Here is a 7,306-nt window from a genome sequence, read left to right as displayed (position 1 = left end):
GCGCACATAGATGGTCTGTGGGCTGGCCATGTTCGCATAGGCCGTTGGGTCGGGGATCGCTCCGGTCCCCTGCTCAGCATCGAAAAGGCTCTCGTGGTAGCTGGCAGATACCCCGGCCTCTCCGTTGATGATATAGGTCTCGTTCTCCGTTAGGTCGAACAGCTCCACCTCGTCACCAGTGTTCTCGTCGTCGCACAGTTCGATGTCCGATGGGTCCTGGCTCGGGGTAGGGTTCGGCAACACGCGGATCGTCAGTGTCGTCTGGTCCGTACAGCCCGTGTCCGTATCGGTCACCACCACAAACAGGGTCTGTGGGTTGGCCGCCACTCCGTTCACCGAAGTGTTAACATAGGCCGTTGGGTCGGGTATCGCATTGGTCCCCGCATCGGCATCCGCCTGGGTCTCATAGTAGCTCACGCTCCAGCTTCCCTCGTTGCCCGTGATCTCCCCGTCCTTAACGGTAAGGTCGAACACCGTCAGCTCATCGGCCACCTCGTCGTCACAAAGCTGCAGCGGCGTTGGCTGGATCGCTACCGGCGGCAGTTCCACACGGATCTCGAACTCGCCCGTGCTCACACAGCCGTTCCCTAGGCTCTCCACTCTTACATATATGGTCTGTGGGTTGGTCTGGTTCACATAGCCCCATGGATTGGCGATCGGTGCCGTTCCCGACTCTGCATTGGCGGCCGTCAGGTGGTAGCTAAGGTCAAACTGTGTCGGGTCCTGTGTCCCGAGGATCCCTGAATCCATAGAGGTCAGGTCGAAGCTCGCATAGCCGTCCGTGTTCGTATCGCAGATCACATAGTCCTCGATGGCCGTAGGCACTACCGGTGACGGCAGTACGTTCAGCTGCAGGCCTACCACGGTATGGCAGCCCGTGAGCATGTTCTCCGCTCTGGCATATACCACTTGGGCATTGGCCACGATATTGTCGTAGGGGCTCAACAGCGGGGTGTCGCCGTTCTCTGCATCTGCCTGGGTCTCATGGTAGGTGATGGCAATGTCAAGTTCCCCGTTGATGATCTCCTGGGTGCGCTCCTCCAAATCGAAGCTCGCATAGCCGTCGTTGTCACCGTCACATTCCTCCAATGGGGTCGGGTCCGCCTCCGGTGAAGGGATAGGGTTCACCCTAAGGTCAAGTATCACCGTGCTGTAGCAGCCCGTATTGCTGTTCTCTGCCCTAACAAATAGGGACTGGGGGTTGGCTATGTTCGTGTAGGGGCTCGAAAGGGCGTTGTCGCCGCTATCGGCGTCCGCCGCTGTAAGGTGGTAGCTAAGCACGATCCCAACCTGTCCGCCAAGGATACCCGCCGTACTGTCCTCAAGTAGAAAGGACTCCTGTTCGTCGCCAGGGCTGTTGTAGTCGCAGAGCTCCAATGCCGCTGGCTCCATCAGTACCGGCAACGGGTTCACGATAAGCTCCAGTGGCACCACTTTGTGGCAGCCGTTGGCGCTGTCCTCCACACGTACCCACACCTGCTGTGCGAACGGTACCGTGTTGGTAAAGCTCAGTGGGTTCGGGATGGCAGAGGTGCCGGACTCGGCATCGTCCTCCGTAAGGTAGTAGGATACCACATACTGTACAGGGTCAAGGCCGTCAAGGACCTCGCTGTCCTTCAGTGTCAGGTTGAACTGTGCATAGCCGTCTCCCGAGGCGTCGTCGCACACTTCCAATGCCGTTGGCTCCTCAAGCTGAGGAGTCGGGTGCACCACCAAAACAAGCTCTACGATCGTCGCACAGTCCGTCGCGATCGTTGCGCTCTCAACCCGCACATAAAGCGTCTGTTGGTTCTGGACAATATTGTAGTAGGGGCTCGACTGGGCACTCGCCCCATTCTCTGCATCGATCAAGGTCTCGTGGTAGGTCAGCACCAATCCCGTGTTCCCCCCGGTGATCGCCGCCTCGGCATCCGAAAGGTCGAACACGCCAAAGCCATCGCTGTCCGCATCGCAGTACTCCAAGGGGTCGGGGATGTTCGCCTCTGGCGCCTGTTCCACCACAAGGTCCAAGGTGGTTGTACTGTAGCAGCCCGTCTGGATATCTTCAATACGTACGAAAACCGTCTCGCCCGTGGTCCCGAAATAAGGGATCGCCAGTGCATTCGCTCCCGACTCGGCATCAGCCAGTGAGTTGTAATAGCTTACAACAAATGATGGATTGTTTCCGTTGATCTCTGAATTCTTTATGGTAAGGTCAATGTCAGTCGAACCGTCCGGTACGTTGTCGTCGCACACTTCCAATGGGGTCGGGTCCACATAACTCGGCAATGGGTTCACCCAAAGCTGGAAACTCGTGGTACCGTAACAGTCCGGATAGTTATCATCCTCCACCCTTACATAAATGGTCTGTGGGTTGGAAGTATTGCCGTAGGAAGAAGGTGTTGAAATGGCTCCCTGAGCCAATTCAGCGTCCGTAAGACTGGTATAGTAATCAACGCTGTATACCGCTGGATCCTGTGCTCCCAAAATAAAACTGTCTTGGGCCGTTAGGTCGAAAATATCAACTCCATCATTAGAACTATCATCACATACAATTAAATCTGTTGGTTCAAATGCTTCGGCTAATGGGACAAAAGTCACATTTACATCCTCAGAAACCACACAATCCTCATCAGTGACTATTACTGAATAACTTCCAGAATTTGGAGATAAAACGATTAAACTTGAATTAGTTTCTCCAACTAACTCATCTCCTTCATAAATCCACTGATATGTAGCCGTCTCTGAACTAACCCCAGTATTTAATAAAACTGAAGAGCCATCATTACACACTACTTGATCTGGTCCTAAATTCACCTCAAAACCAGGGTCTTTATAAACCACTACATCATCTGTTACTGTTACAGTATCTCCATTACAATTAGTATAAACCACTTGAGCAGTATAAACTTCAGTTGTAGTATTACAAACAGACAGAACAGGATCCGTTCCCACTACGTTACCATCTGAATCTAACCAAGAGAATTCAATTACACTAGGACCTGCAGGAGTAAAACGCCAAGCTTCCTCCGAAGTTGACCATGCCCCTGTATTCCTCCCTGGAGGAACAAAAGCCTCTGTTCCTGCATCATTTTGAATTCCAATCACTGTACTTCCACTATTAAAAGTAGGACATGAAGGACTATTAGCTATATAAATATCAATGACATTTGTAGTTTCATAAAGCACAGCCATATGTGTCGCTATTAAACTAGTACATTGGTACATTGGGACATTATAAAACGAAACCGCTAAAACTCTATTAGGAGCTGTCCCTATGATTTCCCACCGTATCTCTTCATTAGATCCTGCAAAAGGGTTAATATCATGACAAGGTGTAAAAATATTAGCTTCGCCTAATGTAGGGTTTGAGTTATTTGGAAGCGACTCTGTAAATGCATAACCATTAGAGCCTGTCCCTGTATCACTTGGATCTACATCAAACCTAATTACACCATTAGAGCCCACTTGGAATTGTGTTTCAATACCTCCAAAAAAACAAAAGTCAAATGGCAATTGTTGGGGTGCATTCCATGCATCATCAATATCCGTGTTTACAGAATTGGTCAATCCTTGAAAAGGAAATGGCGGCACAAATACAATTTCAGTGATATCATAAGTATTGGTTTCCCCGATATCTAAAAAAGTGGCCGATATTTCAACACAATCTTCCCCACAAGGAATAACTACATCTTCTCCTGCATCGACATAAGGATTCCCTGGCGTGGATGCTCCAATTTGAGCCTCAACCCCTATGTCATTGGCACTTTGACATCCAGCTGGGTTACTATCTGTAATAGTTAATGTTACATCATAAATTCCCGCAGTTGTGTAGGTATAAGTCACACTTTGTCCCACCGCAGTATTTCCGTCTCCAAAATCCCATAAATATGTAGCACCACTACCGTCTACTGAAAAGGAACCACTACCATTAAACGTTATGGTTTCATTTACATCTGCAATTACTGTATTGGTTGTATCTAAGGCGGGGACGGTACTTTCTATATTTGCCACAATACTCTGACAGGGTGTATAACAACTTATTTCTGCGGCCCAACCTGTTGTAACCCCTGTTCCATTTGAAATAAATTCAAAAGTTAAACATCCACTTGTGTTAGACGAAGAAGGCTCTATAAAACCGGGGTTATTAGCTCCAGAAAAAGTACCTAAAGTAGGGTTTGAAGTAGTATCACCATCATAGACAGTTAAAACATCAGCGTTTAATTGTGATGAAAATTCTGTAAAGTTCAATTGTACTACATCCCCAGTATTTTCAGGACATATGGTTATTACAAAGTTTTCATTACTTGAATAATTACCACCAGATCCTCCAGAGTCATAGAACATACCTGAACACTGATTTACTATTCCGTTTTGCATTATGACATCCTGGGAAAACGAGACGTATGAATATATCAAGAAAAATACTAGTAAAGCTTTTTTCATAAACTAAGATAGGGAGTTAAAGTTGTTGATGTTGAGGTTTAATAGCTATCAAATAATTTGTATTATCAACCCAATAATAAGTTGTAAACCTATTTTTTGAATAAAAATCAAACTGATATTTCAAAGGATTAAATCCATCCACTGAAAAAATATCTCTTTCTAAATTGGAAATATAAGCTGTAAAAAGAGGTACTTGAGACAACTTTTGATAAACAGATAAATCTTTACCGGGATGTTGAGTTACTTCAACTCTATTCCTCAAAATATTTTTTACATCCTTTAACCTTTGTGGTCTAGTCAAAATATCTTCTTCAGCTTTATCTCCATAAACTTCAATTATTTTAGATAATTCTTTAGAATCTAATGGATCATCAACATTTTCGTAATATATAACTCGAGCAAGTGATTGCTTGTTAGATCGCGTTTGGGCGACAGAATGATTTATAAAAAAAAGTGCAAAACCTACGACAAGTAGGGAGGGTAGTTTTAAATTCATATTGTAGTTTAGTTTTTAAAGGTGCGGAATTTAAGGAATTTTTAATAAAATATTAGCACTTACTTAATGATTTTAACACTTGCTTTGTGCAATGATATAACAGCTCAAATTAAAAAACCCCTACCCGCAATTTGATTTTTTTAATTGCTTATCTTTGCAATCTGTTTAATAAGAGCTTATTTTGAATTTTTGAAATGAAAATAGAAAACGACATAGAAGATTTTGAAGCTTTAGGGAACGATCATATTGGTACTTCGGCAAATACACCGATGAGAGAAGATGCCTTCAAACTTTCCAATGATGAAAAAATCGATATCATCAAGGATGATGTGCGCCATATCATGGAAACCTTAGGTCTGGACTTAACTGACGACAGTTTAAAAGGCACCCCAATGCGCGTTGCCAAAATGTTCGTAAAAGAAATTTTTGGAGGTCTTAACCCCGACAAAAAACCTAACGCTTCTACTTTTGATAACAAATACAAATATGGAGAAATGTTGGTGGAAAAAAACATCACCGTATACTCCACTTGTGAGCACCACTTGCTTCCAATCGTAGGAAAGGCCCATGTGGCCTACATCTCTAACGGAACGGTAGTAGGGCTTTCAAAAATGAACCGTATAGTTGATTATTTTGCCAAACGTCCACAAGTACAGGAACGTTTGACCATTCAAATAGTAAAAGAACTTCAAGAGGTTTTAAATACCGAAGATGTTGCCTGTGTTATCGATGCTAAACATTTATGTGTGAACTCTAGAGGAATCAGAGATGTGGACTGCAGCACAGTAACTTCGGAATTTGGCGGAAAATTTAAAGAAAAAGAAACCCGTAGAGAATTTCTGGATTATATTAAATTAGACACCCAATTTTAGTTTAAAAACCTAACGTAATACATCAGCATGCAACTTTACGAGCAACAACCTATTTCTATATACAATTCACTTAGCGGACAAAAAGAAGCGTTCAAACCTATCAACGACGGCTATGTAGGCATGTACGTTTGTGGACCTACGGTTTATAGCAATGTCCATTTAGGAAATGTAAGAACCTTTATGTCCTTTGATGTTATCTTTAGATATCTAAAGCATCTAGGCTATAAAGTGCGTTATGTTAGAAATATTACAGATGCTGGTCATTTGGAGAATGATGCTGATGTTGGTGAAGACCGCATTGCCAAAAAGGCACGTTTGGAACAAATTGAGCCTATGGAAGTTGTACAACGTTACACTGTCGATTTCCACAACATCCTGAATACTTTCAATTTTTTTCCGCCAAGCATTGAGCCAACGGCAACAGGCCATATCATAGAGCAAATTGAACTCATCAAAAAAATCATTGATAACGGTTTGGCTTACGAGGTAAATGGGTCGGTGTATTTTGATGTTTTAAAATACAACGAAACCAAGCCTTACGGTATCTTGAGCAAGCGTAATGTTGAGGATTTAATTCACAACACGCGCGCACTTGATGGACAAACAGATAAGAAAAATCCTCAGGATTTTGCCCTCTGGAAAAAAGCAGAACCACAGCATATCATGCGCTGGCCTTCCCCTTGGAGCGATGGATTCCCTGGATGGCATTTGGAATGTACTGCCATGAGCACCAAATATTTGGGAGAACAATTTGATATCCATGGAGGCGGAATGGATTTAAAATTCCCTCACCATGAATGTGAAATCGCCCAAGCCGAAGCTTGCAACAACCACGCGCCCGTAAACTATTGGATGCATGCCAACATGTTGATCATGAACGGTAAGAAAATGGCGAAATCTACTGGAAATTACATTTTGCCAAATGAAATTTTCTCAGGAGACAATCCTCATATTACAAAAGCTTACTCACCGAGTGTAGCCCGTTTCTTTATGCTTCAGGCGCACTATAGAAGTGTCTTGGATTTTACCAATAATGGCTTATTGGCAAGTGAAAAAGGTTTCTACAGGCTTATGGATGCCATTAATGTATTAGATAGCATTACTCCTTCGGGCAATTCTACCTTCAATGTTTTGGAATGGAAACAGAGCTGCTACGACGCTATGAACGATGACTTTAACACCCCTATTTTGGTGGCCAACCTGTTCGAGGCCGTTAAGTTCATCAATCAATTGAAAGAAGGAAGCGCGAGTATTTCCGAAGAAGATTTAAAAACTTTAAAGGAAACCATCCATGCATTTGTATTTGACATTTTAGGTTTGGTGAATGTAACTGCAGAAGATTCTGGCACAGATAAACTTTCAGGCGCAGTAGAACTATTGATCAAATTAAGACAGGAAGCAAGAGCCAATAAGGATTTTGCCATGTCCGACAAAATTAGAGACGAATTGGCTGAAGCAGGCATTCAGTTAAAAGACGGTAAAGACGGCACCACTTTTACGACCAATTAATTAG

The 7,306-nt window shown here is 44.0% G+C and carries 4 protein-coding genes; 2 read left to right on the top strand and 2 right to left on the bottom strand.

The window, feature by feature from the left end; all coding sequences use genetic code 11:
* Both AC6I5C_RS07925 and AC6I5C_RS07920 read right to left on the bottom strand, forming a co-directional pair.
* Positions 1 to 4,425, bottom strand: a 4,425-nt coding sequence (locus AC6I5C_RS07925; RefSeq protein WP_497904673.1) for an FIDD domain-containing protein, incomplete at its 3' end; no start/stop codon positions are given.
* A 16-nt stretch (positions 4,426 to 4,441) separates the two neighbouring features.
* A complete protein-coding gene (locus AC6I5C_RS07920) occupies positions 4,442 to 4,921 on the bottom strand; it encodes an RNA-binding protein (RefSeq protein ID WP_497904672.1) in 480 nt (159 codons plus the stop codon).
* Positions 4,922 to 5,115: 194 nt separating this feature from the next.
* Here AC6I5C_RS07920 and folE point away from each other — a divergent pair, with 194 nt between their 5' ends.
* Together folE and cysS are read left to right on the top strand one after the other, a co-directional pair.
* Entirely contained in the window at positions 5,116 to 5,793 is a 678-nt protein-coding gene (gene folE, locus AC6I5C_RS07915) for a GTP cyclohydrolase I FolE (RefSeq protein WP_076664189.1), read from the top strand.
* A gap of 27 nt (positions 5,794 to 5,820) precedes the next feature.
* The gene (cysS, locus tag AC6I5C_RS07910; RefSeq protein WP_497904671.1) at positions 5,821 to 7,302 is read left to right on the top strand and encodes a cysteine--tRNA ligase; all 1,482 of its coding nucleotides are present in this window, start codon (positions 5,821 to 5,823) and stop codon (positions 7,300 to 7,302) included.
* Positions 7,303 to 7,306: the final 4 nt, after the last annotated feature.

The sequence above is a fragment of the Mangrovimonas sp. sgz306409 genome, from assembly GCF_059735265.1.
This window is presented reverse-complemented; position numbering and strand designations above follow the sequence as displayed.

Coding starts and splice junctions, on each gene's coding strand:
- folE (WP_076664189.1), top strand. CDS start 5,116: ATGAAAATAGAAAACGACATAGAAGATTTTGAAGCTTTAGGGAACGAT.
- cysS (WP_497904671.1), top strand. CDS start 5,821: ATGCAACTTTACGAGCAACAACCTATTTCTATATACAATTCACTTAGC.
- AC6I5C_RS07920 (WP_497904672.1), bottom strand. CDS start 4,921: ATGAATTTAAAACTACCCTCCCTACTTGTCGTAGGTTTTGCACTTTTT.